This window comes from Corallococcus sp. M7 (genome assembly GCF_054512695.1).
On record NZ_CM137252.1, the window covers coordinates 945314 to 969200 of the forward strand.

Genomic DNA, 23887 nt, shown 5'->3' on the forward strand with positions numbered 1-23887 from the left:
CATGGCTGAGCGCACCTATCGCATCCACATCGCCGCGGAGCTGTCGGGGGTCCGCGTGGAGCTCATCCGGGCCTGGGAGCGCCGCTACGGAGTGCTCGAGCCGGAGCGCACGCCCTCGGGCTACCGCGTCTATACCGACCGCGACGTGGCGCTGCTCAAGCGGCTCAAGGCGCTGACGGACGAAGGGGTGTCCATCAGCGAGGCGGCGAAGCTGGTGCCCCAGTTGCGCGCGGAGCTGGACCTGGCGCCGCCCCCGCCCGCCGAGGGCGTCGACGCGCGGACCGGGGCGCAGCCGGAGTCGTGGCGCGCGGCGGTGATGGCCGCGGCCGAGGCGTATGATCAGCCCCGCGTCGTCCGCGTCCTGGACGAGGTGCTGGCGGCGCTGCCGCCCCTGAAGGCCTTCGAGGACGTGCTGGTGCCGGTGCAGCGCGAGGTGGGCGAGCGCTGGCATGCGGGAACCCTCACGGTGGCGCAGGAGCACCTGGTGACGCAGGTGGTGCGTGAGCGGCTGGTGAGCCTGCTGCACGGAGCCCCCCGGGGAGGACGCAAGCACGCGGTGCTGGCGTGCTTCCCGGAGGAGGAGCACGAGATTGGCCTGTTGGGCGTGGCGCTGAGGCTGCGCCACGCGGGCATGCGGGTGACGCTGCTGGGGCAGCGCGTGCCGGCGGAAGGGCTGGCCGAGACCGTGGCCCGGGCAAAGCCAGACGTGGTGGGCCTGTCGGCGGTGACGAACCGGGGCGCCACGGTGTTCGAGGACGTCCTCACGCGCATCCAGGCCGCGCTGCCCAAGAGCCTGCCCCTCTGGGTGGGAGGCCCCGCCGCCCAGGCACACGCGGACGTCTGCGAACGCCTGGGCGTGAAGCTCTTCGCTCACGAGGACGACTGGACGCGGATGGCGGGCTGAGCGCCACCCCTGACGTCACTCCCGGCAGAGCGGGGGCAGTGAGCGGGCCAGACCCACCGCCGAGTCCACCTGCCCGAGCGCCGTGGTGAAGGCCTGCTGCGCGGCCCCGGGGTTGCCGGCCAGCAGCGAATTGGTGGCATCGCGCAGGCTGCTGATGCCGGAGGTGACCGTGGCGAGCGGCGCGCGGAGGTCCGTCATCAGCGCGGAGGGAGCCAGCAGCGCCAACGCCGCTTCGGCCTGGGTGACGGCCAGGAGCGCGGAGGTGTTCTGCTGGGTGGCCGCGAGGAGGGTGAAGAGGTTCATCGTCGACAGGGCATTCGCGGTGGTGGTCGCCGCGGCCTGCGCCGCGTTCACGGCCTGGGTGACGGCCGTGATGGCCACGGCCTCCGTGGAGTCGGTGTTCACGCACTGCTGGGACTGCGCGGAAGCCGGCGCGACGTAGAGGGCCACGGTCAGGACCGCGGCGGACAGCCAGTTCGTACGAATCGTCATGGGCGGTAGGGGTGGTGGGGGTTGGAGGAGGGTGAACCGGACAGCAAGGAATAGCTGGGTCCGCCCCTCCCCTCCGTCAATCCATGGCGGACTCCGGGGCGAGCCGCTGTGTTTCCAGGGACGCGGGCGCTGAACGCTCCTCCACGCTGTCAGGAAGCCACGCCTGTTTTCTCAAGGCGTGAGCACCCCAATGGCTATTCAGGGTCTAGCGCCCAGGTGCCCTCTGCCCAGCGTTTCAAGGTCTGCCCTGCCTTGAAAGGCACGAGTGCTTTCCACCCACTGGAACGGTTCTACTCCTCAAGGGGAAGGGTTCCGTTCTTCCACGCATCAAGGGTCATGCCTGCACTGAGCCCCATCAGGTTCGACGCGGGCGTCGACAAGGCCGAGAGCGCCGCCTCTGCCTCGCTGGGGGCGAACCGCAAGGCCGCTGTCGCCGCCCAATACCTCGTCCCCTCTTCGGGGTCGGAGAGCAGACCCAGTAAGGCCGCCTCAGCCTTCGCCCCGCGCGTTCGCAGTTCTCGCCGGACGGCGGCCGCGTGCTTGTACTCCTTGTTGGCTGCGCGAGTATTGAGCGCGTTCAACAGTTGACCGTGTTTCGCTGAAACCTCGCGAAAGCGCACGATCAATTCTTCCAGCGTCAGCGCTTTGATGTCCTTTGTTTTCATGGGATGGCCCCATACCGCCTCATGGTTTTCAGTCCGAATGCCCGCTGAGCTTCATAGGGTTGCCCCCGAAGCCACTCTCGAACGACTCGGCCCCCGGCGAGGTCTTGCACGGATGAGTAGAACGCACTGAGCAATTTGTGCTTCTGCTCATCAATGGCGATGACATTTTCGGTATTGTGGATGGCCTCCGGACCGAAGCGCTGCACGTTGCCGGGCGTCTGCTCGACGATGTGGTGCCACTGTTTGCCTTGTCCCGCCGGACCCATCGCGTTTTTGAAACCACTGAAGGACTTCCACGCCCTCAAGCGAGACTTCGCCGGGCCGTTCGATGACATGGCCACGGCGCCCGGCGCGAGGCCTACCGTGAATCCGTCCGCGGCCACTGCGACGGATTCGACGCTGCCCACGGCCGCATAGACCACGCCGGCTTCCGCTTCTGCGCGTACGGCGGCCTGGGTCGCCCCGGGCAGACCCGGAAGCTTCGCCCCTAACGTCGCCCCCGTGCTTCCAATGGCCGCGGTCGCCAGCATCACGAAGGCCCGCGCCGCCTGCCGGCCCATCACCTTGCCGAAGCGCTCTCCTGCTCCGCGCAGTTCATCGAACGTCAGCGCGGCATCCGACTCGGTCATCAGGAGCCGGAAGCCCTGGATGAGCGCCCAGAACGTGTCGATGCCCACGTAGCCGATGAGCGCTGCCGTCAGCACCGCCGCCACGCCCTTCGTCGCGGGCTCCGGCACGGTCCAGAGCAGCGCATACGTGGCCGCCGTCCAGAGCGCCGCCTGCATCAGGGCCTCGGGATTCGCCATGTCCTTCACGGCGTCCCACAGTTCGTCCAACACCGCCCCCTTCGCCAGCGCGAGCGCCAGGGCGAAGCGCGCATCTCCCGTGACGACCGCGCTCTCCTGCAGCAGTCCCAGACAGTCCCCCGTCCGGCCGGTTCGTCCGCACCAGCGCAAGTAGGCGCGGGTCAGCTCCACGTCGGGCCGCGTGAGCTCGGCGGACAGTTGCTCACCGGGCCCGAGCGGTGTGATGCGGCGGCGCTGCACATCAACCAGGTACGAACCGCTCCTGGGCTCCACCTCGAAGAGGCGCCGGGCCGCATCCTGGGCCCCCGGTGACAACCGGAGCCCCGGAGCCAGCCGCGCCACGGCCTCCTTCAGCGCCCCCGCATCCAGCGGGACCGGCCGGGCCGGTCCCGCCGCGCGAGGCACATGGACGACAGGCGCACCGCGCCCCGTGTCGAGCCGGACGGCCTTCGTCGCACTGCTACACCCGACCAGTGCCCAGAACAGGGACAGCACCAGCCATGGAAGCCGCATCCAGAGCTCCAATTGCGAGCCACCATCCCGGCTCAGGCAACATGGTAGCAGCGGCCATTCAGTGCGTCAGCGCCTCCAGGGCCTTCGCCTGCGCGTCGATGAAGTGCCCGTAGTCCGAGTCCACCTGATCCGAATAGGCGCAGGCGAACTCGGTGACGGCTTCGTCGAAGTGGTCCTTGGTGCCCAGGTATCCCGCGATGAGCGCGGCGTCTCCCGTCCGTGCGTGGGCACGGGCCAGCGTCGCACCGCAGGCGTCCGCGTAGTCCTGGAACACCGGCGCGTCCATCTTCTCCGCGTCCAGCGCACCCTTCATGTCGCGCAGCTGGCGCACGTAGAACGCGCCCATGCCATCCACCTCCGTCCAACCGAGGAACAGGTCGGAGAAGGCCTGCATGCGCCGCTGGCCCACCACCACGCGCTCGCCCGCGCTGTGGAACTCGCTGGGGCCCAGGTAGGGCTCCAGCACGGAGGCCTTGGCCTCCTTGAGCTGCAACACCAGCGGGTCCTCCCCGCCGTTGCCTTCACACAGCACGACGTAGGCCTGCAGCCCCACGCTGCCCACGCCCACGACCTTGAAGCCCCACTCCTTGCGCTGGTAGCGCAGGCACAAGTCCCTCACCGCGCCGTCCAGCGACTCCAGATAGCCCACCGTGAGCCGCTTGATGCGCCGCTCCAGCTCCGCGGACGTCACGTCCATCTTCACCGCGCTGAGCGGGAACAACAGCGGCGGCTGGTAGGCCAGGTGCCTCTGTCCGTTGCGCTCCACGGTGAGCTTCTCCACCGCGTGCGCGCTGGTGTGGCGCTTCGCCTTCTCCACCGCCTCCGCGGCGAGCTTCGCGGTGTCGTCGGAGTCGGAGTGCTTCAGCTCCTTCGCGTCCACGTGGAGCGACCAGACCTCCAAGAGGCTCCGGGTCGTCAGCTCGCGCATCGTCAGCCGGTAGGACTCCACGGCCTTGCGCGCGGCCTTCTTGCCGCAGCGGGCGCCCAGGCCGTTCTGCTTCGCGGCCACGACGAAGCTCGCGGCCAGGCGCTTCACGTCCCATTCGAAGGGGCCGGGCAGCGTCTCGTCGAAGTCGTTGAGGTCGAAGATGAGGTTGCGCTCGGGCGTGCCGAAGAGGCCGAAGTTGGCCAGGTGCGCGTCGCCGCAAATCTGACTGCGCAGGCCGCTGTGCGGCGTGTGGGCCAGGTCGCGCGCCATGACGAAGGGCGTGCCGCGCAGGAAGGCGAACGGGGACTCCGACATGCGCTCGTGGCGCACGGGCACCAGCCACGGCAGCCGCGTGGCGTCGGACTCCTTGAGCTGCGCGAGCGGGTCTCGCCCCCGGAAGGGCTTCCACGTGGCGTGGCTGCTCCGGGGACAGCGCTTGCGCAGGGCGCGGCCCGCGTCCATGCGCTCCTCCACGGAGCGGAAGTCCACGGCCTGCAGCCGTGAGGGCTTCAGCTTCCGGGGCGTGCGCCGCGTGCGCTGCTGTTTCTGGTTGGATACGAGGGGAACCTTCGCGGCTCCCAGCTCGGATGTACCGTCCGCATCCATGGGGTGTGTGACTCCTCACCTCCAAAGGTGGATACGTCCCCCCGGAACCGGAAGCGTCCAGGGCCGGAATGTCCCCGGCCCCCGGGGCCATGGACGGATGCAGTGTTCACCCGTGAGCGCGCCTCAGGCCGCGGCGGCCAGCAGGTCCCGGAGGATGTCCCGTGCGCGCGTCCACAGCAGTGAGCCGCCCTCGTCCGGCAGGAAGTGGCGGACCGCGCGGGGAAAGCGCCTGGCGAGCAGCACGCCTCCATCCGGCGAGTGCACCGGACTGGTGTCGCGTCCGCCGTACCAGAGCCGCACGGGCACGGTGATGGCTTCGGGCGGGACGGGCCACGGGCCCATGGCCAGGGTGAGGTCGCGCGCGTAGCCGCTGGCGCCTTGCGCGAAGCCCTCGCGCAGCGCCTGGCGATACGCGGACGCGAAGGCGGGCTCGCGGTAGCGGGCGCGGTCCTCCGGGCCGCTCATGCCGTCGACGAGCGCCCACATGCCGTCCGCGTCCGCGCGCGCCGCGAAGCCGGCCTCGAAGCCCGCGCGGTCCGCCTCGATGGCGGCGACCATGCCCGCGACCTCCGGAGGGAGCAGGGCCCGGGTGGCGGGGTGGGCGAGCTCGTCCTGGCCCGCCACGAGCGCCATCGCGGACACCCGCCCGGCGCCCGCCAGGGCCACCGCGAACGGAGCACCCTGGGAGAAGCCCACCACGGCGGGCCGCGACAGGCCCGTGGCCTCCAGCACCGCCGCGACGTCCGCCGTCCAGCGGGAGAAGTCCTTGAGCGGATCCGGCTGGGAGAGGCCCAGCCCCGCCCGGTCCACGCAGAGCAGCCGCACGCCCAGCTCGCGCACCGCCTCCGCGCCAAAGCCCAGCGAGCTGCTCGTCGCCGCGCCGGAGCAGAAGAGGACCGGCACGCCGTCGGGCGCGCCCCACTCGGTCCACCCCACGCGCCGTCCGTGCTCACGCTCCAGATGGTGACTGCGCTCCGGTGCCGTCAGGACAAGCGTCATGGGCGCAAGCCTGGGAAACGCAGGGCATGACGTCCAGCGGATTCCCGTGATGCGTAGGCGCCTCTGGCGCTAGACCGCCCGCGGTGTGAGCGGGATGCCATCCTTCGGGCGCAGGGTGATGGCGGGGAGGACCTCCGGCGCGGGTCCTGGCGCGGCTTCGAAATGGAAGCGCTGGAGCACCGTGGCCAGCACCAGGCGGATGACCATCAGCGCGGAGCCCGCGCCGATGCAGAGCCGGGGGCCTCCTCCGAAAGGACAGTAGGCGAAGCGGGGGATGCGGCGCTCCAGCCCGTCCGCCCAGCGCTCGGGACGGAAGGACTCCGGCTCCGGGAAGTGACTCGCGTTCCGGTGCAGCGCCCACTGGGACCACGCGACCACCGTTCCGGCGGGGACATGCACGCCGTCCATCCGGTCATCCTGCTCCGCCACCCGGCTCATGCCCCACGCGGGCGGATACAGACGCAGCGACTCCTTCACCACCTGCTCGCAGTACGGCAGCGACGGCAGGTCCGCCACCGTGGGCCCGCGGCCTCCCAGCACCGTGGCCAGCTCCCGCCGCAGCGTCGCCTGCGCTTCGGGATGGCGCGCCAGCAACCACAGACTGAGCGCCAGCGCGGCGGCGGTCGTCTCATGCCCGGCGATCATCAATGTCAGACATTCGTCGCGCAGCTGCGCGTCCGTCAGGTGCTCGCCGTCCTCGGCCTGGGCCTCCAGCATCAGGCCCAGCAGATCCTCTCCCGGGCCTCCCTGCCTCCTTCGGCGCTCCACCACGTCGTCCACGACGGCGTGCAGGGCGCTCAGGCCGGCCCTGAACCGCCGCTGACCCGGCGTGGGCACCCAGGCGGGCAGCGAGATGGGCGTGTCGAAGAGGTGCTGGGCGTGCAGCATCACCGCCTCCATCGCCCGTCCCAGCTCCCGCGCCTGCGCGGAGAGGTTCGCGCCGAAGAGCGTCTCCGCCACCACGTCCAACGTCAGCGCCATCATCTCCGGGTACGCGTCGAAGGGCGCGCCCTCCCGCCGTGACGCCATCCAGGTGTTCGCGGCCTTCACCGCCACGCTCCCGTGCGCGGTCAGCAGGTTCTTGTGGAAGGCCGGCTGCATCATCCGCCGCCGCCGCATCCAGAAGTCGCCGTGGCTGGTGAACAGGCCGTGGCCCACCACCGCCTCCAGCGCGCGCCTCTGGAAGGCGTCCTTCGGGTAGTTGCGGAAGTTCTTCACCAACACGTGCTCGATGGCCTCCGACGTGTTGAGCAGGTAGATGGCCGTCCCCACGAAGCGGGTCCGCACCACCGCGCCCCGGTCCGCGTAGCGCAGGAAGAAGCCCAGCGGATCCTTCCGGTACTCCAACCCCTGACCCACCCACGGCAGCCCCGCGGGAAGCGGAGGCGGAAGGACCGCGGAGTCGGAAGGGGCGGCGTGCATGCGGCGAGTGTACCCAACCCGTCCCCCGGCATGGAGCCAGGGGACGGGGGCGTCTGGCTTCACCAGAGCTGGAAGAGCTTCTTGTCCGTGCCGTCACCGAAGTTGTTGTAGATGACGGCGTCCGCCCAGCGGACGACGTCGAGCACGAGCGCTCCCCACTCCGCGGCCGCCGAGCCCGCGAGGATGAGCGCCTTGTCGGTCTCACCCGGGATGAGGCCCGCGACGCCCTCTCCCGTCATGCCGCCGAAGCCCAGGACATTGGCGCCGAACTTCTCCGTGTCCCAGAGCTTGGAGTGGTAGGGCACGGAGGCGGGGATCTCCCCATCCAGCTCCAGGATGTAGCTGACGACCGACAGCACCAGGCTCACGAGCCCCATGAACGTGAGCAGCGTGTTGTCCGTCATCTCCAGGGCCTTCGCCAGCCCACGGGCCTTCACGTCCGCGCCGCGCGTCCAGCTCGCCAGGCACACGAGCCCGGTGACCACGGCCTCCAGGGAATAGAGCGCCCAGACCATCCGGTCCAGCTGCTGCGAGGGCACGTCCTCGTCGAAGGGGAAGCTCCCCGCCACCCCCGTCCAGGTGGAGACGGTCTGCCCGGTGGAGAACCAGCGCTGCGCGACCTCGCTCTTCGTGAGCTGCCCTCCCGACAGGAAGAGCGTGTAGAAGAACGAGGAGACGATCGACAGCGCGCCGCCGAGGACCGAGTAGTTGTGGGCGGAGTCTCCAATCACGTTGTTCCCATCGTCGTCCTTCGACTCGGGCAGTGCCATGAGCGACGTCGTCCGCCAGGGCGTCATCACCCGCATGAAGCTGGACGTCTGCTGCTCGGGGACGGGGGCCCTGCCCGTGAGCAGCTTGAAGACAATCGTGACGGGGATGGCCGCCAGCAGGCTCATGGCGCCCAGCATCGTCAGGGACTCCTCACCCGTGAGCTTCTTGTACAGCCAGCTCAACACCGGGATGTTGAACGGGCGCAGGAGCACGTCATCCAGGATGGCCTGGCTCACGTCCGCGATGATCTCGCACAGGCCCACCAGCAGGTCCCTGGCGGCGGCGAGCAGCGTCTTCGCGGCCTCGCCCGCCAGCAACGTGACGATGGAGTGCAGGCTGACGGTGCCCTGTTGCACCATCGTCTGGAGCCCCTGCCACAGCTCCTTCACCGAGTCCGCGACGTCCGACAGGATGTTCCCCACCGTCTGGAGGAAGTCGGTGACGGCCTGGGCCACCGGCGCGTCGGAGTCCTCGGCCGTGCTGTCGCCGATGCCGCCGTGGGACACCTGGTAGGTGGAGAAGGTCGCGCCGGGGCTGGTGGTGAGGCAATCCGTGGCGGACTTCTGCTCCGGCGTCTGCTCGGCTTGCGTCTGCGTCACCACCTGCTGCGTCGTCACGTCCGGCATGCCCAGCGCCTGCTGGCAGACGCCGTCCCACTTCGCGATGAGCCCGTTGAAGTACTCCGTGATGGAGGACTCCATGCCCTTCATCTTGCCCGCGAGCGCCAGGACGACGTCCTTCGTCATCGCCTCCATCACGCGCTGGGTGGCCAGGATGTCGTCCCAGGCGAACAGGAAGCCCAGCAACGCGATGATGTCTTCAATCAGCACCGCCAGCTGCTGGAACAGCCAGCTGATGAGCTGGAGCGCCTCCTTGATCGTCCGGACGACGAACGTCACCACCTGCTCGCCAATCTTCACGAAGAACTGGAGCAGCGTCTTCGTGCCGCTGACGATGGGCTGGATGACGTACTCATAGACGGCGCCCGCGGCGCTCTTGAGCGCCTGGAGCACGTCGCCCGCCGCCGTCTCGATGGCGTTCGTCACGGTGCCCAGCACCTTGAAGGATGGCTGGGTCCTCGCCATCGCCGTGGGCGCCGGAGCGGGGGCCGTGTCCAGGGGCGCCGACGAGCCGTCCGCGGGCAGGCTGCCCATGTTGTCCATCAGTTGCTGGAGCGACGCCTGCACCTGCGCCACCAGGTCCGGGTCCGCGCCGGGGGGCACCACGGGCGTGCCGTCCGGCTTCTTCCACTGGGACAGGTCCTGGCCCTTGAGCTTCGCGGCCAGGTTCGCGCGCAGCTCCGCGCTGGGGTCCGCCGTCACGTCCTGGGCGAGGAACGGCGCGCTGAAGCGGAATACGGGCGTGCCCACGTCGGACACCTTGTTGATGAGCGTCACCGTGCCGGCGGCGTCCGTCTTCACCTGCACGCGCGTGCTGGAGTCCAGGTCCGTCCAGTAGCCGTTCACCATCACGCGGGACCACTCGGAGGCGTTCACCTGCACCGTCTGGCCCACCAGGGGCTTGCCCTGCGCGTCCGTGAAGCGCACCACCGTGGTGTAGCTGGGGAACTCCTGCCCGTTGGCCAGCGTGGGCAGCACCATGTCCGTGTTCTGCCAGGCGGTGGTGTCCGGGTCCTGCCACAGGTACGTGATGAGGCTGTTGTCCGAGGAGCTCACGAACAGCTCCCCCGTGGAGCGCTTCTGGTTGCGGCGCGGTGCCAGTTGGGCCACGTGCTCGCGCTGCTGGAGCGGCGCGGACCAGCCGGTGGTGGCGCCCACCGCGTTGTTCAGGGAGAACAGCCGCTGGCTGCCGTCCACCGCCCACACGCTGACGCGCTGGGAATCCTGCTGCGCCAGCACGGAGGTGACACCGGACAGCAGGTCCGAGGAGGCGATGGCCAGCGCGGTGCTCTTCGCGTTCTTCAATCCCGTGGAGGGGAACCACGACAGCCCGTCACCGCCCACGTACAGCGCGCTCAGGCCCTGGTTCTGCCGGTCCTCCAGCGCCCACAGGCAGCGCGCGCCCGACGGCGCCGTCACCGACAGCGTATGCGTGGTGCTGGTGGCCGGGTCCAGGAGGCTGGTGAAGGTAAGGCACCGCTTGCCGGTGTTGTCGTCGTACAGCGACCAGGTGCCCCGGTAGGCGATGCCGGTGATGGACGCGCGGGCCACCACCACGTCGTGCAGCGTCGCCATGTCCTTGGGCGGCGCCCAGTTCACCCACGCGCTGGCCGTGTTGCTCGTGGACGCGTCCACGAAGTAGCGGCCGGTGGTGCCGTTCGTGTTCTTCACCTCCGCCACCAGCAGCGGCGCCTCGCTGGCGCTGACGAAGTCGCCCAGCAAGAGCCGCTGCACGGGCAGGCCGGCGGGGGCTCCGTTGCGCTGGACCCACGCGGTGTTGAGCGTGCTCCACGGGCCGCCGTCCGGCGTGGGCGTGAGGGCGGGGGAGACGAAGACGCGGCTGCCGCCCGCGCCGTCATCCATCGCCACGGCGATGATGACCTGGCCCGAGGGGACCTGGACCACCGCGTAGCCCTGCACGTCGTGGTTTGAGTCCGGGCTGAGCTCGACCTGGCGCCAGCCGGTCGTCACGGTGGTGTCGCGCAACATCACCCACAGCGTCTTGCGCGTGGTGCCCGAGGCGGACGCGCCCACGCTGAACAGCAGCGGCGAGCCGCCGGTGTCCTCCGCGGAGGCCAGGGGATAGGCCGCGTCCACGGAGGTGGCGGCCAGGTAGTTGTACATCAGGCTGGAGGAAACGGTCGCCGAGCCCGTCGCCGAGCTCGTTTCGGTGGTCTGGGACATGGATGGGTTCCTGGGATGTCTTTGCGAGGGAGGGGCCGCTTCAGCTGGGGAAGGTCACGTCCACCTGGGCGGCGCCCTCGGTGTTGAAGATGAACTGGCTGTAGGAGCGAGCGACGCCCGTGGGCAGCACGACGCAGTCCTCGATGTCCAGCTGCGTGGAGGCGTTGTCGCGGAAGGTGTTGGCCAGGTCGTTGGCGAACTTCTGCGCCTGGTCCGTGATGGCGTCCTGCGGCGACGTGGAGGACCAGTTGAACAGCTTGTCCAACGCGTTGAAGACCCAGCCATCCAGCGTCTTGTCCACGGACGGCGCCGGCGCCTGGCCCAGCACGATGCTCACGGATGTCACCAGCTTGCCGCCGTCTCCGGCCGCGATGGTGATGGTGCCCGTCCACGGCTGCACGTAGGCGGCCTTGCCCAGGACGTCCTTCATGCCCAGGCCGATGAAGTCGAGCGGATACTGGCTGACCTCGATGTTCACCTGGAACTCCCCCGACAGGGACAGCGTGCAGCGGTCGGTCTGGGTGAGGTTGGGCTGGGTGGTGAAGACGATGGCCTCCGTGCCGAACACGTACTGGTCGAAGCCGTTGTTCACCTGGACGAACTCACCGCGCCCGTCGTTCTTGCTGGAGTTGTTGCGCGAGCCGGAGGACTGGTACGTCAGCGCTCCCAGCCGGGCGCTGCTGCCGGGGATGCCGGAGGCCTTGAGGATGGCGGGCAGCACGGTGGGCTTGAGGTAGCCCTCGCCCAGCGTGTCCTGGCTGAGGAACATCCGCGCCCGCGCCTCCGCCGGGGTGCCGTCCGGGTTGGTGGTGGCGGCCAGCGGCGCGGTGAAGCCAAAGCGCGAGCCCCAGCTGGGCTCCTTCCGGCCCCGGCTCATCATGCACACGTTGAGCGTGCTGAAGTTCCCGTTGGTGCTGTAGCGGGTCGTGCGCTCCTTCGCCAGCGTGGGGACGATGCTCGCGGGGCTGCCCGGCGCCTGCGTCGTGTACGCCACGTCCATGTGGCCCACGCCGGCCAGCGTGGCCTGGAGCGCGCTCTGCGCGGCCTGGCTGAGCGCCACGGGCTGGTTGCTCGCGTTCACCACCTGGAGCGACCGGAACAGCGACGGGTTGGCCAGGTCCAGGAAGAGGCGGTAGACGGAGTAGTTGAGCGACTGGAGCCCCTGGATGTGCTGCTTCGCCTCCGTCGTGGCGGCCAGCGTGTTGGGGTCCGTCACCTGCGCCTGCGACAGGTCCAGCGACACGATGACCGTCATCCCCGTCAGGTCCTGCGTCTTCGTCGCGCCGGACTCCACGTACTGGAGGGTTGCCTTCGTGAAGGCCAGGTGCACGTCCAGGTGGGTCGTCTGGTCGTCGGGCACCGACACGGTCGGGGCGCCCATCGTCGCCACGGTGAGCTGGGCTCCGCCGCTGGCGGCCTGCGTGAAGGAGGACGGGATGAGCTGGTAGTAGAGCAGCGCGTTCAGTTGCTTGTTGATGAGCCCCACGGACAGCGCCCACACCAGGTCCCACTCATGTGGAGCACGCGGCTTGAAGTCCACCCGGTAGGTGGTCGCGTGGTGGTCCCCGTCCGTGTCCGTCTGGGTGATGACCACCGGCGCCAGGCTGTCGTTCGTGGTGGCGGTATAGGACTCGTTGTGCTGCGCGCCGCTGGAGTAGTTCCAGTAGAAGGAGAGGGGGACCTGCTCGTTCCCCGTCTCCAGCTTGTACGTCACCGTGCCTTCAGGACCTGGGGAGAGGGAGTTGTTCTGCTCGACCTTGAAGGTCGTGCTGGAGCCCGCGGCGATGCTGCTGGCGGGCGCGCTGCCGCTGAGCGAGCCGTCCTTGTAGTCGGGCCCCCCGAGGTTATCGATGGGGCAGCCAGAGTTGTTCTGGATGGTGAGGGACGTCGAGATCGTCATGGCAGGACCTGGCGGGTGAGGGGGCGTACGCCGTGAAACACAACCTGTTTCACGGACACGCTCTCTCCAACTGCAAGGCCAGGACCAGACCGCAACCTCGCGTGATCACGTCCGCGATCCACGCACGCTCGCGAAGCTGCGTGCTGCGCGGACGCATCTGCGTCGCTCCGCGTCCTAACGCTCTTCGCCCAGTACCGGACGGAGCTGTCCGCTGTTGATGGCCACGGACAGGTTGCGCTCCATCGCCTCGGCCTCTTCGCGCGGGCCGGCGCCAAGGGCCTGGTGGAAGCGCCGCTGATCATCATCCGTCCAGCGGCCACGCAGGATGGCGTCGTCCAGGACCCGCTGTCCCTGGCGGGAGGCCTCCAGCTGTTCGGGCGTGGGGGCGGGACGCGCTGGCTCCACGGGCGGTGCGGGTGGGGCCGTCACGGACTCCCTCGCCGCGAGGATGGCGAGCTGTTCGCGGATCAGCCGCAGTTCCTCGCGGTTGTCCTGCGTCCGCATCACCCCGGAGGTGGGGGCGGGGCAGGACTGCGCAAGCCCGCGAAGCTGACGGGTCTGCGCGTCCAGCATCCGCTCCACGCGGGACTCCAAGGTGGCGAAGGTCAGCGCCACGCCCCCGGTGATGCCGAGCGCGATGCCCGGGACCTGTGACAACAGTGTCTGGAGGAAGGTCTTCATCGGGAGGCTCCGGGGGCGCGGCGCAAGCAGCGGGACTACGGCGCCTTCGGTTCCAGGTGCGAGCCCTTGAGCACGTCGAGCGACTGACAGACGCCGTTCGTGTCCCAGGTGAAATAGAGGAAGGACGCGTCGCCGGCGGACTGCGCGCTGCGCACGTGCGCGGGCAGGGTGGAGAAGCAGGTCGCGGTCACGTTCGCCGCGGACGTGGCGTAGCACCGCACGGACTCATTTCCCGCCGAGTCCGCGGACGTGCGGCAGTAGATGCGCTGGACGGTGTCGCCGCTGTTGCGCGCCGTGCCCTGCGCCCCTTCCGCGTAGCGGATGGAGGTGTTGACGACCACGTTGAAGTACGACTTCGACCCCGCGTACGCCACGGGGACGGCCAGCAGGGCCAGCGCGACGGACGTTCCCAACGCCTGCGTGAAACGCTTCATGGTGTGGACTCCCCATCAGTGGAAAGGCTGATGGGGTTACGCCCGCCGCGCTGATTATTCCCGGGCATCTTCCGGAGGGCGTCCTTCCCACCTCCGCGGACCCGCCCCTATCGTCAGGAGACATCCTCTTCTCGGGAGCGTCCGCATGGGCAGCTATCTGGACTTCTACCGCCGCTCCATCGAAGCGCCGGACGCGTTCTGGGAGGAGCAGGCCCGGCTCATCGACTGGGAGCGGCCGTTCGACGCCGTGCTGGACGCCTCCCGGCCGCCCTTCGCGCGCTGGTTCGTCGGCGGGCGCACCAACCTGTGCCACAACGCCGTGGACCGGCACCTGGCCACCCGAGCGGACCAGCCGGCGCTCGTCTTCGAGTCCACCGAGACGGACCAGCGCCGCCAGTACACCTATGCGCAGTTGCACGCGGAGGTGAACCGGACGGCGGCCATGCTGCGCTCGCTGGGCGTGAAGCGCGGGGACCGCGTCATCGTCTACATGCCCATGGTGCCGGAGGCCGTCTTCGTGCTGCTCGCCTGCACGCGGCTGGGGGCCATCCACTCGGTGGTGTTCGGCGGCTTCGCGGCGCACAGCCTGGCCATGCGCATCGACGACGCGAAGCCCGTCCTGCTGGTGACGGCGGACGCGGGCATGCGCGCGGGCCGCGTCGTCCCCTACAAGCCGCTGGTGGACGAGGCCCTCTCGCTCGCGAAGCACCCGCCCGCGCGCGTGCTGGTGCTGGACCGGGGGCTCGTTCCCAACAGTCCCGTCACGCCGGAGCGCGACGTGGACTTCGCCACGCTGGGCCGCGAGCACGAAGGGGCACAGGTCCCGGTGGAGTGGATGGAGTCCTCGGAGCCCAGCTACATCCTCTACACGTCCGGCACCACCGGGAAGCCCAAGGGCGTGCAGCGCGACACGGGCGGCTACGCGGTGGCGCTGGCCGCGTCCATGCGCCACATCTACACGGGCCAGCCCGGCGAGGTGATGTTCACCGCCTCCGACATCGGCTGGGTGGTGGGCCACTCGTACATCGTCTATGGCCCGCTGCTGAACGGCATGACGACGGTGCTCTACGAAGGCCTGCCCATCCGGCCGGATGCCGCCGTCTGGTGGCGGCTCATCGAGCAGTACCGGGTGAGCGTGATGTTCACGTCGCCCACGGCCATCCGCATCCTGAAGAAGCAGGACGCGGCGTTCCTGAAGCGCCACGACACGTCCAGCCTGAGCTACCTGTTCCTCGCGGGTGAGCCGCTGGACGCGCCCACGCACGCGTGGATTTCGGATGCGCTGCCGGCCACGCAGGTATTGGACAACTACTGGCAGACGGAGACGGGCTGGCCCATCCTCGGGCCCGTCCCCGGGGTGGAGCCGCGCAAGCGCAAGCTGGGCTCACCGGGCGCGGCCATCTACGGCTACCGCGTGAAGCTGGTGGACGGGCTGAGCGGCGAGGAGGTGACGGCGGCGGACCGGAAGGGCGTGCTGGTGATCCAACCGCCGCTGCCGCCGGGCTGTCTGTCCACGGTGTGGGGCGACGACGCGCGCTTCGTCTCCACGTACTTCTCCAGCTTCGACACGCCGCTCTACAACACCTTCGACTGGGCCACGCGCGACGCGGACGGGGACTACTTCCTCCTGGGCCGCACCGACGACGTCATCAACGTGGCGGGCCACCGCCTGGGCACGCGTGAGATTGAAGAGGCCATCAGCGGCCACCCGGCCATCGCGGAGGTGGCGGTGGTGGGCGTGAAGGATGAGTTGAAAGGCCAGGTGGTGATGGCCTTCGCCGTGCCCAAGGACCCCGCGCGCCTGCACCGCGAGGAGGACCGGGAGGCCCTCTCACGCGAGGTGATGGACACGGTGGGCCGGACGCTGGGCGCGGTGGCCCGCCCCGCGGCGGTCTACGTGGTGGCGAACCTGCCCAAGACGCGCTCCGGGAAGCTGCTCCGCCGCAGCATCCAGGCCGTGGCGGAGGACCGTGAGCCGGGCGACCTCACCACCATCGAGGATCCGGGCGCGCTGGAGGGCATCCAGGCCGCGCTCAAGGCGCGATTCCCGAAGGCTTGAAAGGTTTTCGCGCTTGAGACCTGGGGGCCTGTTCAATGGACAGGCTGCTTCAGTAAGACGCGCCCCTGGAACAGTTGCTTCCGGAACCCGTCCGGAAGCTTCACAGGGGGAAATGCATGTCATTGTCCGTCAGGGGACTCGCGGTCCTTTCGGTGCTCGCCTTCGTGGCGGCCGGCTGCAAGGAATCATCCGGCCCGGCCGTGGATGTCTTCACCTCGCTCCAGCTGGAGGCTCCGGATGAGGACGTGGCCTCCGTCCAGGTCACCGTCTCCGGCCCGGACATGGATGCGCGCACCGTCACGCTGACGAAGCAGGCGGGCCGCTGGTCGGGCGTCATCGACGCGGTGCCCGTTGGGGGCGGGCACACCTTCGCGGGCGCGGCCCTGGATGGCTCGGGGGCACGGCTCCATGAAGCCACGGTGTCGGACGTGGCGCTGACGGAGGAGGCCGGATCCGCCGCCGTCTACCTGCTGCTCCCGTCGTCCCAGACGTCCTCTGACGTGCCTGTCGTCACCTCGCTCGTGGCGTCCCCCGGGACCCTGACCGGGGGCAAGCCTGTTTCGCTGAAGGCCGCCGTTCGGGGCACCGGTGCCGGGAGCGCGCCCGTCGCCGCCTGGACGTCCGCCACCGGTGGCAGCTTCTCCGACGCCGGCTCGCTCCAGACGACCTGGACGGCCTCGCGGACGGAGAATCCGGCGCTGACCCTCACGCTGACGGAAGGGAAGGGCGCGTCCCACGCGCTCACCGTGAAGCTGCCCGTCCAGAACGTCAGGCCCTTGTCGGAAGCCCTCTTCAACGTGTCGCCGCGCGTGGCTTCCGCGCAGGCCACTCCGGAGGCGAGCGTGAAGGACGGGGCGGCGCTGTCGGTGACGTCCGTGGATCCGGAGGGTGAAGCGCTGACGTACGCCTGGAAGGCCAGCTGCGTGGGCGTGTTCGAGGACCCCGCCACGGCCACGACGCGCTTCCTGCCCACGGCGCAGCTCCCGGTGGTCAACTGCAAGCCCTGTGACCTCACCGTCACGGTCACCGACCCGCATGGCGGCCAGGCGCAGGAGACGGTGTCGACGTGCGTGAAGCCCGGCCCGGCCGCGCCAACGCGGCTGGCGGAGGACAACGGGCACTCCCTGGCCATCCGCCCGGACGGCACGGTCTGGGCCTGGGGCAACAACAGCCAGGGGCAGCTGGGGACGGGCTCCACCGCCACCTCGGAGCCCGTGCCCGCGCAGGTGCCGGGCCTCACGGACATCGTCGCGGTGGCCGCGGGCTCCGTGCACTCCTTCGCGCTGCGCTCGGATGGGACGCTCTTCGGCTGGGGCGGCAACGATTACGGCCAGCTCGCGGACGAGGACCGCACGCTCGTCCGCCGCACGCCCGCCGTGGTGGAGGGCCTGCCGCGCATCGCGGCCATCACCACCCGGAACATCTACTCGCTGGCGCTGGGCATGGACGGGACGGTCTGGGGCTGGGGCAATGGCAAGGCCCGGCCCGCGGAGGTGGCCCTGCCGCCCGGCATCTCCGCCATCTCCCTGGAGATCAACGACGGCCTGGCCCTGCACCAGATGGGGACGCTCTTCACCTGGCGCCTGGGCTTCAGCGGCGCTCCCACGGAGCCCACGCGCCTCGGCACGCTCTCCGACATCCTCACCATCTCCAGCGGCTACAACAGGAGCCTGGCCCTGGGCGCGGATGGCGCGGTCTATTCCTGGGGGCTGGACCCGGCGACGAACTCCCGGACCGAGCCTCAGCGGATGGCCTCGCTGCCGCGCGCCGCGGCCATTGGCAGTGGAGGCCTGGTCGAGGACGCCTCCGCGGTCCTGCTGGAGGATGGGAGCGTCATCTGGTGGAGCCGCCTGTTCCCGGACCTCGTTCGCGTGGCCTCCCTGCCCGCGATGAGCCGCCTGGGCCAGGGCGCGTGTCTTGCCCAGCGCGCGGACGGGGCCGTCTTCTCCTGGTGCAACTCGAACGGGGGCGCCGTCCAGGTCCTCTCGCGTCCCGCGGCGGAGCGGTAGGCGCGGTCTGATGACAAGCCCGGCGCGGCCCCCAGGGCCGTGGAGGCCGCGCCGGCGGACAACTACTGCCCGGAGCTCACCGTGAAGGTGGAGCCGGAGAAGGCGCTGTAGCCGCGGATGAGCACGTAGTACGTGCCGGACTGCGCGCCGTTGATGGTGCAGGTCTCGTCGTTGCTGGCGCCCGCGGAGCGGCAGTCGTAGGTGGTGGTCGTGGGCGCGCTGCCGAACTTCACGTAGAGGTCCGCGTCACCGGTGCCGCCCGCCAGCGCGAAGCGCATCGCGGTGGCGCCGGAGGGCTTCACGTAGCTCAGGTTGGTGTTGCTGTTGCGGGCGCCGGAGACGTTGGTCAGCGTGGTGAGGGTCGTCCACACCGGCGGCGCGGCCACGCCCACGGCGCTCCAGGCCTCGTTGACGGACGTGGCGGCGCTGGAGCCGTACAGGTCCTGAGCCGCCTGCGCGGTGGCGCCGCGCGCGTCGGCGAAGGTGCTGCCCGGCGTCAGGTAGACGGTGTTCGCGCGGTAGAAGATGGCCGCGCCCTTCATGATGCTGGCGTAGGCGTTGGCGTCGAGCGCGGGCACCACGTTGCTCGTCTTGCCGCGCGGGTGCGTGCCGCCGTTGACCATCAGGTGGAACGCCAGGTTCGCGATGCCGGAGTTCCAGTGCACGCCGCCGCTGTCCGACGTGCCGGTGTAGCGCGTGGGGTAGTAGTCGTAGTCCCCCGCGATGGCCGGGTCGTTCATGTAGCGAAGCGCGTCGCCCGCGGTGGCCGGCGTCCAGCACTCCTCGCCAATCTTCCAGGTGTTGGCGGTGACGGCGCCGTCGCGGTACGCCTCGATGGCGGCGCCGAAGACGTCGGACATGGCCTCGTTCAGCGCGCCGGACTCGTTGGCGTAGATGAGCTCCGAGGACGTGTCCGTGACGGCGTGGGTCAGCTCGTGGCCCACCACGTCCAGCACCGTGAGCGCGCTGGACTGCGAGCCGTCACCGTCGCCGTAGACCATCTGCGTCCCGTTCCAGAACGCGTTCACGTAGTTCTTGCTGTAGTGGACGCTGGAGGTGAGCGCGGTGCCCAGCCCGTCGTAGCTGTCCCGGCCGAACACGTTGGCGTAGAAGTCGTACGTGAAGCCCGCGTTGTCGTGGGCCTGGTCCAGCACCGCGTCGCCGGAGGCGCCCTGGCCCTCGCTGCGCACCAGCGTGCCGGGCAGCGTGGTGCGGTTCTTCGCCGTGTAGGTCTTCCGGTTGCGGGTGGTCTGGAGGTTGTCGAAAGCCCAGACGGAGTCACCGGTGCGCGCGTCGATGAAGACGTTCGGCATGGAGGGCAGGCCGTCCACGTCCGTCGTCTCCAACTGCACGCGCCACGTCAGGCGGGTGTCCTTGCTGTCGGCGAGGATCTGCAGGTCCGCGCGGGGCGCGCCCGTGACCACACTGCCCGTGGCCTCCTGGCTGGCCACTGCGCGCTCGATGGCCTCCTGGGCCCGGAGCCTGGGCGTGGTGTCCACCTTGAGGTCGCGCACGAGCTTGTCCGTCACGCCCGCGACCGCGCCGTTCGAGTCCAGGTGGACGATGGCCGCCGCGCCAAAGACAGGCACGCCCTGGAACGTCTGCGAGAGGCGCTCATGCGCCTGGCCGCGCCCGTCCACGTGGAAGCGCCGCGAGGTCAGCTCGCCTGCTCCCTTGAGGAAGCCGGGGCGCTGCGCCTGGAGCTGGCGAAGGCCGTCGCCGCGCACGGGCTTCGCGGCCAGCGCGCGGGTCTGCTGCGCATCCGTCTGGGGAGTGTTGTCAGCGGTGTCGGTGGGACCACAGGCGCTTCCCAGCAGCAGGAAGGACGCGAGCGAGGCGTAGTGACGGATGCGCATGGGGGACTCCGGTTCGCGCGAAGGGGCGCTTTCCAGGGGGTGTGCTTTCACCCAGAAAAGAAATTTCCTGGGCAATTCAGGAGACCCGGGTTCTCGCGAAGCGGCCACGGCCGTGACCTGGAGGACCTGTTCAATGCACGGGATGTCTGGGTAAGACACGCCCCGACGCGTGTCGCATCCGGGTCCCGTCCGGAGCTCTCACAGGGGGAATGCATGTCATTGTCAGTCAGGGGCCTTGCTGTTCTCGCGGTGCTCGCCTGCATGGCGACCGGCTGTAAGGACTCATCCGTCGCCGCCGTGGATGTCTTCACCTCGCTCCAGTTGGAGACGCCGGATGAGAACGTGGCCTCCGTTCAGGTCACCGTCTCCGGCCCGGACATGCCGGCGCGGACCGTCACGCTGAAGAAGGAGGCGGGCCGCTGGTCCGGCGTCCTGCGCGCGGTACCCGTGGGCGCCGGGCACACCTTCGTGGGCGCGGCGCTGGATGGCTCGGGCGCGCGGCTCCACGAGGCCACGGTGTCGGACGTGGCGCTGACGGAAGAGGCCGGATCCGCGGCCGTCTACCTGCTGCTCCCGTCCTCCCAGCCGGACTCGGACGTGCCCGTGGTGACCTCGCTCGTGGCGTCCCCGGGGGACCTGTCCGTGGGCCAGGCCGTGTCGCTGACCGCCACCGTGCGTGGCTCCGCGACCGGGGGCGCGCCCGTCGCCGCCTGGACGTCCTCCGTCGACGGCGACTTCTCCGACTCCGGCGCGCTCAAGACCACCTGGACGGGCTCGCGGGTCGCGGACGGGGCGTTGACCCTCACGCTGACGCAGGCGCGGGGGCCGTCGGGCGTGCTCACCGTGAAGCTGCCCGTCCACAACGCGAAGCCCCTGTCGGAGGTCCTCTTCAACGTGTGGCCGTCCGTGCGCTTCGCGCAAGCCGCCCCGCAGGTGAGCGTGGGTGAAGGGGCAGCGCTGGCGGTGACGTCCGTGGATCCCGAGGGCGAAACGCTGACGTATGCCTGGACAGCCGGCTGCGTTGGCGTGTTCGAGGACAGCTCGGCGGCCAGCACGCGCTTCACGCCCACGGCGCAACCTCCGGTGGCGGACTGCAAGCCCTGCGACCTCACCGTCACCGTCACGGACCCGCATGGTGGCCGGGCGCAGGAGAAGCTGTCGACGTGCGTGAAGCCCGGGCCCGCGCTGCCGCCGGTGCTCGCGGAGGGAACCACCCACTTCCTGGCCATCCGCGCGGGCGGCACCGTCTGGGCGTGGGGCGGCAACGCCCTGGGGCAGCTGGGGACGGGTTCCACCGCCAACCTGGAGCCCGTGCCCGCGCAGGTGCCGGGCCTCACGGACATCGTCTCCGTGGCCGCGGGCACCGGGCACTCGCTGGCGCTGCGCGCGGACGGCACGCTCTTCGGCTGGGGTGACAACTCCTACGGCCAACTGGCGGATGAAGACCTCGCGACGATTCGCCGCGCGCCCGTCGTGGTGGAGGGCCTTCCCCGCATCGCATCCATCGCCGCCGTGAACGTCCATTCCCTGGTGCTGGGGGTGGATGGCACGGTCTGGAGCTGGGGCAATGGCAGCGCCATCCCCTCGCGAGTGGACCTTCCGCCCGGCATCTCCGGGGTCTCCACGGAGCTGACGCACGGCGTGGCCCTGCACGAGACGGGGGCGGTCTTCACCTGGGCCAACGGCGTCAGCCAGGAGGCCACGGCCCCCACCCGCCTCGACTCCCTCTCCGGCATCGTCGCCATCTCTTCCGCGATGAGCTCGAGCCTGGCGCTGGGCGCGGACGGGACGGTCTACACCTGGGGACCTGGTGCCCAGCAGGGGTCCCGCACGGTGCCCCTGCGCGTTCCCGGGCTGTCACGTGTGGCGGCCATCGGCGGTGGGGGCGCGTTCAACAGCCAATCCACGGCCCTGCGGGAGGACGGGAGCCTCTACACCTGGTTCTTCTACTTCCCGGAACCCACGCGAGTGGCCTCCCTGCCCGCGATGAGCCGCCTGGGCCAGAGCAGCTGTTTCGCCCAGCGCGCGGACGGGGCCGTCTTCACCTGGTGCACTCCGGCCGGGGACGTCGTCCAGGTGTTCTCCGCCTCTCCGGCCGGGCGGTAGACGCGGGCCCTTCAGCTCCGGCGCTTGGGCTCGCGCTTCGCGCCGGGGGCCGCCGGGTCCTTGGGCAGGTGCCTCAAGCCCATCCACCCGAGCGCCGCGACATGGCGGGCCACGTTCTCCGTGGAGAAGGCCTTGCCCTCCGCGGCCCACCAGTGGCCCACCTGCGTCACCATGCCCACCAGCGCGTTGGCGTAGATGGGCGCCACCTTGGGCGGGTAGCCGGCGCGCTCGAACTCGCTGCGGAAGACGTCGCTCACGCGCTGGGCCAGGTCGTCGATGACGCGCGTCAGTCCGCGCCGCGCCGCCGCCGTGGGCGAGTCCCGCGTGAGCACCGCGAAGCCCGCCGGCTCCTCCTTCACGTAGGCCATGAACGCCAGCACCGCGTCCTCGAAGCGCTGCCGGGGCGTGCCCTGCGCGATGCTCGCGGACACGCGCGCCACCAGGTTCTCCAGCTCCTGGTCCACGATGGCCGCGTACAGCCCCTCTTTCGCGCCGAAGTGCTCGTAGACGATGGGCTTGGACACGCCCGCCTGCTGGGCAACCTCTTCAATCGAGGTCGCCTCGTAGCCCTTCGAGGCGAAGACCGCCCGGCCGATCTCCATCAACTGGACCCGGCGTTCCGCGCCCGTGAGCCGCTGTTTCTTCTTCAAGTTGACCTCGAACCTACCCATCAGTAACTTACCGAGCCGAAACCTACTGTATCGTAGGTGAAACCAGGGGTCGGCACCGTCATGAAATGCTTCGTTTCAAGGTGTGTCGAGTCCACTGTGGGGCGCGGATGAGCGGGGCGGTGCTGGGCATGGAGAAGCCGAAGCTTCGGGGTGTGCTGCACCAGTGGGCGGCGGCGTTCGCGGTGGGGGCGGGGGTGGTGCTGGTGGCGATGGCACCCACGCCGCGCACGGCGGTGGCGTCCGCGCTGTACGCGCTGAGCCTGGTGGGGCTGTTCACCATCAGCGCGACGTACCACCGGGTGAACTGGTCGCCGAAGGCCCGCGCGTGGATGCGCCGGGCGGACCACGCGGCCATCTTCCTGCTCATCGCGGGGACGTACACGCCGGTCATCCTGCTGGGGCTGCCGCCCGAGGTGGGCAACACGCTGATGGCGTGGCTCTACGCGGGGGCGCTCCTGGGCATCCTGCAATCGCTGTTCTGGGTGGGCGCGCCCAAGTGGGTGACGGCGGCGCTGGCCATCGGGGTGGGGTGGACGATGATGCCGTACTTCGGCGACGTCTTCCGCGCCGTGGGCTCGGGCGCGAGCCTGCTCATCATCGCCGGAGGGCTGGCGTACACGCTGGGCGCGCTCGCGTATGCCTTCAAGCGGCCCAACCCCCGGCCCGGCGTCTTCGGCTACCACGAGGTGTTCCACGCGATGACGCTGGTGGGCGCGGCGCTGCACTTCGCGGTGGTGCTGCGGCTGGTGCGCGCGGCGGGGTAGGGCGCCGCGCTTCTTTCAGCGCCCCGCGACGGCGAGCCGGCGCTTCGGGGGCCGCGGCGGGCTCTGGCGCCTGCTTCGGAGTCTTCCGGACCAGGTAGGTCTCCCCCCAGGACTTGAGCGCGGCGATCACGCCTCGCAGCGTCTGGCCCTGCGGCGTGAGGCTGTATTCGACGCGCGGCGGGACCTCCGCGTACACCTGCCGGTGCACGAGCCCGCTCTCCTCCAGCTCGCGCAGGTGCTGCGTGAGCATCCGCTGGGTGACGTCCGGGATGCGCTTGCGCAGCTCTCCGAAGCGCAGCGTGCCTTCGAGCAGGTGGTAGAGGATGAGCCCCTTCCACTTGCCGCCAATCACATCCAGCGTCGCGGACACCGGGCATCCCGCGGAGCAGTCATAGGTCTTGTGACGGGCCATGGTTCCCTTTTCGTGCGTATGGGCGGAAATCCTGCGTACTTGTCCGTTCCAACCTTCGGGACGATGTTGCACGCAAAGGAGCCCC

Annotated in this window: 17 protein-coding genes and 1 pseudogene; 5 read left to right on the forward strand and 13 right to left on the reverse strand. The window is 70.0% G+C overall.

Going from position 1 to position 23887, the window contains the following annotated elements; translation table 11 throughout:
- Position 1: 1 nt before the first annotated feature.
- On the forward strand, positions 2 to 904 hold the full coding sequence (locus tag ACX114_RS04020; RefSeq protein WP_459294887.1) for a MerR family transcriptional regulator: 903 nt from the start codon (positions 2 to 4) through the stop codon (positions 902 to 904).
- Positions 905 to 919: 15 nt separating this feature from the next.
- Here the strand turns inward: ACX114_RS04020 and ACX114_RS04025 are convergent, their stop codons facing one another.
- The 10 genes from ACX114_RS04025 to ACX114_RS04070 all read right to left on the reverse strand — a co-directional run bounded on the left by ACX114_RS04025 (position 920) and on the right by ACX114_RS04070 (position 13925).
- Positions 920 to 1396 carry a hypothetical protein gene (locus ACX114_RS04025; protein ID WP_459294889.1) on the reverse strand — a complete coding sequence of 159 codons (477 nt, stop codon included), beginning with the start codon at positions 1394 to 1396 and terminating at the stop codon, positions 920 to 922.
- Between the two features lie 290 nt (positions 1397 to 1686).
- A complete protein-coding gene (locus ACX114_RS04030; RefSeq protein ID WP_459294891.1) occupies positions 1687 to 2061 on the reverse strand; it encodes a DUF2019 domain-containing protein in 375 nt (124 codons plus the stop codon).
- Positions 2058 to 3380, reverse strand: coding sequence for a SitA5 family polymorphic toxin (sitA5, locus tag ACX114_RS04035; RefSeq protein WP_459294893.1), 1323 nt, complete (start codon positions 3378 to 3380; stop codon positions 2058 to 2060). Before sitA5 ends, ACX114_RS04030 begins: the two co-directional genes overlap by 4 nt.
- Before the next feature lie 58 nt (positions 3381 to 3438).
- Positions 3439 to 4914, reverse strand: a complete 1476-nt coding sequence (locus tag ACX114_RS04040; RefSeq protein WP_459294895.1) for a DUF2252 domain-containing protein — start codon at positions 4912 to 4914, stop codon at positions 3439 to 3441.
- 123 nt (positions 4915 to 5037) lie between these two features.
- Positions 5038 to 5913, reverse strand: coding sequence for an alpha/beta fold hydrolase (locus ACX114_RS04045; protein ID WP_459294897.1), 876 nt, complete (start codon positions 5911 to 5913; stop codon positions 5038 to 5040).
- A gap of 69 nt (positions 5914 to 5982) precedes the next feature.
- Entirely contained in the window at positions 5983 to 7335 is a 1353-nt protein-coding gene (locus ACX114_RS04050) for a cytochrome P450 (protein WP_459294899.1), read from the reverse strand.
- Positions 7336 to 7394: 59 nt separating this feature from the next.
- Positions 7395 to 10910, reverse strand: a complete 3516-nt coding sequence (locus ACX114_RS04055) for a hypothetical protein (protein WP_459294901.1) — start codon at positions 10908 to 10910, stop codon at positions 7395 to 7397.
- Positions 10911 to 10950: 40 nt separating this feature from the next.
- Complete coding sequence (locus ACX114_RS04060; RefSeq protein ID WP_459294903.1) at positions 10951 to 12810, reverse strand: hypothetical protein; 1860 nt, start codon at positions 12808 to 12810, stop codon at positions 10951 to 10953.
- A gap of 174 nt (positions 12811 to 12984) precedes the next feature.
- Positions 12985 to 13491 (reverse strand): hypothetical protein, encoded by a 507-nt coding sequence (locus ACX114_RS04065; protein WP_459294905.1) that lies wholly within the window; start codon positions 13489 to 13491, stop codon positions 12985 to 12987.
- Positions 13492 to 13526: 35 nt separating this feature from the next.
- Positions 13527 to 13925, reverse strand: coding sequence for a hypothetical protein (locus ACX114_RS04070; RefSeq protein ID WP_459294907.1), 399 nt, complete (start codon positions 13923 to 13925; stop codon positions 13527 to 13529).
- Between the two features lie 145 nt (positions 13926 to 14070).
- On the opposite strand from ACX114_RS04070, the gene ACX114_RS04075 reads away from it, so the two are divergent.
- Together ACX114_RS04075 and ACX114_RS04080 are read left to right on the forward strand one after the other, a co-directional pair.
- Positions 14071 to 15984 (forward strand): propionate--CoA ligase, encoded by a 1914-nt coding sequence (locus ACX114_RS04075; protein ID WP_459294909.1) that lies wholly within the window; start codon positions 14071 to 14073, stop codon positions 15982 to 15984.
- A gap of 116 nt (positions 15985 to 16100) precedes the next feature.
- Positions 16101 to 17993, forward strand: a complete 1893-nt coding sequence (locus ACX114_RS04080; RefSeq protein WP_459294911.1) for an RCC1 domain-containing protein — start codon at positions 16101 to 16103, stop codon at positions 17991 to 17993.
- Between the two features lie 62 nt (positions 17994 to 18055).
- Here ACX114_RS04080 and ACX114_RS04085 read toward each other — a convergent pair whose 3' ends face one another.
- Positions 18056 to 19849, reverse strand: a complete 1794-nt coding sequence (locus tag ACX114_RS04085) for a M4 family metallopeptidase (RefSeq protein ID WP_459294913.1) — start codon at positions 19847 to 19849, stop codon at positions 18056 to 18058.
- 261 nt (positions 19850 to 20110) lie between these two features.
- Here ACX114_RS04085 and ACX114_RS04090 point away from each other — a divergent pair, with 261 nt between their 5' ends.
- Positions 20111 to 21955 carry an RCC1 domain-containing protein gene (locus ACX114_RS04090; RefSeq protein WP_459294915.1) on the forward strand — a complete coding sequence of 615 codons (1845 nt, stop codon included), beginning with the start codon at positions 20111 to 20113 and terminating at the stop codon, positions 21953 to 21955.
- An 11-nt stretch (positions 21956 to 21966) separates the two neighbouring features.
- Here the strand turns inward: ACX114_RS04090 and ACX114_RS04095 are convergent, their stop codons facing one another.
- A complete protein-coding gene (locus tag ACX114_RS04095; protein ID WP_459294917.1) occupies positions 21967 to 22605 on the reverse strand; it encodes a TetR/AcrR family transcriptional regulator in 639 nt (212 codons plus the stop codon).
- Positions 22606 to 22733: 128 nt separating this feature from the next.
- Between ACX114_RS04095 and trhA the strand changes: the two genes are divergently transcribed.
- Positions 22734 to 23390: a PAQR family membrane homeostasis protein TrhA gene (gene trhA, locus ACX114_RS04100; protein ID WP_459294919.1), complete on the forward strand. Its 657-nt coding sequence runs from the start codon at positions 22734 to 22736 to the stop codon at positions 23388 to 23390.
- Positions 23391 to 23535: 145 nt separating this feature from the next.
- Here trhA and ACX114_RS04105 read toward each other — a convergent pair.
- Positions 23536 to 23802 (reverse strand): annotated as a pseudogene (locus ACX114_RS04105) (winged helix-turn-helix transcriptional regulator); the annotation flags it as partial.
- Positions 23803 to 23887 lie beyond the last annotated feature (85 nt).